The organism is Exiguobacterium sp. SH0S1 (assembly GCF_004337165.1).
Classification (GTDB): Bacteria; Bacillota; Bacilli; order Exiguobacteriales; family Exiguobacteriaceae; genus Exiguobacterium; species Exiguobacterium aurantiacum_A.
The window spans coordinates 1-1,072 of sequence record NZ_SJVC01000018.1 but is presented as its reverse complement, the minus strand read 5'-3'; the positions used below and the strand labels follow the sequence as shown (position 1 = coordinate 1,072).

General features: G+C 49.3%; 6 tRNA genes and 3 rRNA genes. All 9 read left to right on the top strand.

What is annotated here, in order from left to right:
• Positions 1-123, top strand: a 23S ribosomal RNA gene (locus EVJ20_RS15060); the annotation flags it as partial.
• 94 nt (positions 124-217) lie between these two features.
• Positions 218-333 (top strand): 5S ribosomal RNA (gene rrf, locus EVJ20_RS15055).
• Between the two features lie 9 nt (positions 334-342).
• A tRNA-Val gene (locus EVJ20_RS15050) sits at positions 343-418 on the top strand.
• A 9-nt stretch (positions 419-427) separates the two neighbouring features.
• A tRNA-Thr gene (locus tag EVJ20_RS15045) sits at positions 428-503 on the top strand.
• A 35-nt stretch (positions 504-538) separates the two neighbouring features.
• Positions 539-625: transfer RNA gene (locus EVJ20_RS15040), tRNA-Leu, on the top strand.
• Between the two features lie 31 nt (positions 626-656).
• Positions 657-733: transfer RNA gene (locus EVJ20_RS15035), tRNA-Arg, on the top strand.
• A gap of 7 nt (positions 734-740) precedes the next feature.
• A tRNA-Pro gene (locus EVJ20_RS15030) sits at positions 741-817 on the top strand.
• A gap of 11 nt (positions 818-828) precedes the next feature.
• Positions 829-904, top strand: a tRNA-Ala gene (locus tag EVJ20_RS15025).
• 104 nt (positions 905-1,008) lie between these two features.
• A 16S ribosomal RNA gene (locus EVJ20_RS15020) occupies positions 1,009-1,072 on the top strand; the annotation flags it as partial.

Genomic DNA, 1,072 nt, shown 5'->3' with positions numbered 1-1,072 from the left:
GATGAGATTTCCCTTTGAGCAATCAAGAAAGACCCCTCAGAGACGATGAGGTAGATAGGTCATGGGTGGAAGCACGGCGACGTGTGGAGCTGAATGATACTAATCGGTCGAGGCTTTGATCTAGAAATGGTTTGTATTGATGAATCTTCAGTTTTGAGAGAGTAATCTTTCAAAAAAAGTTTGACATTATGTAAAGATAATGTTAATCTCATATATGTCTGGTGGCGATAGCGAAGCGGCCACACCCGTTCCCATGCCGAACACGGAAGTTAAGCGCTTCAGCGCCGAAAGTAGTTGGGGGTCTCCCCCTGTGAGGATAGGACGTTGCCAGGCATACATATCGGAGGATTAGCTCAGCTGGGAGAGCACCTGCCTTACAAGCAGGGGGTCGGCGGTTCGATCCCGTCATCCTCCACCATTTACACCTGCCGGTGTAGCTCAGTTGGTAGAGCATCTGACTTGTAATCAGAGGGTCGAGGGTTCAAATCCTTTCGCCGGCACCATTTTTAAAAAAAGTCTACCGCACTAATTATACCTTGCCGGGGTGGCGGAATTGGTAGACGCACAGGACTTAAAATCCTGCGAGGGTTTCCTCGTGCCGGTTCAAGTCCGGCCCTCGGTACCATCTATATATCCCATTGGGAATCATTCGTCTCGCACCCTTAGCTCAGCTGGATAGAGCGTTAGACTACGAATCTAAAGGCCGGGAGTTCGAATCTCTCAGGGTGCACCATTTATAACGGGAAGTAGCTCAGCTTGGTAGAGCACTTGGTTTGGGACCAAGGGGTCGCAGGTTCGAATCCTGTCTTCCCGACCATCATAAATTTTGGGGCCTTAGCTCAGCTGGGAGAGCGCCTGCCTTGCACGCAGGAGGTCAGCGGTTCGATCCCGCTAGGCTCCACCAATTCTTTAACTGACGAACTTTGAAAACTGAACGATGAGGCAAAAAAAGTTTTACAAGTTTTGATTGAAGCGCAAGCTTCGTCATTTTCAAGAGCTATATCAAATTCTTTGGAGAGTTTGATCCTGGCTCAGGACGAACGCTGGCGGCGTGCCTAATACATGCAAGTCG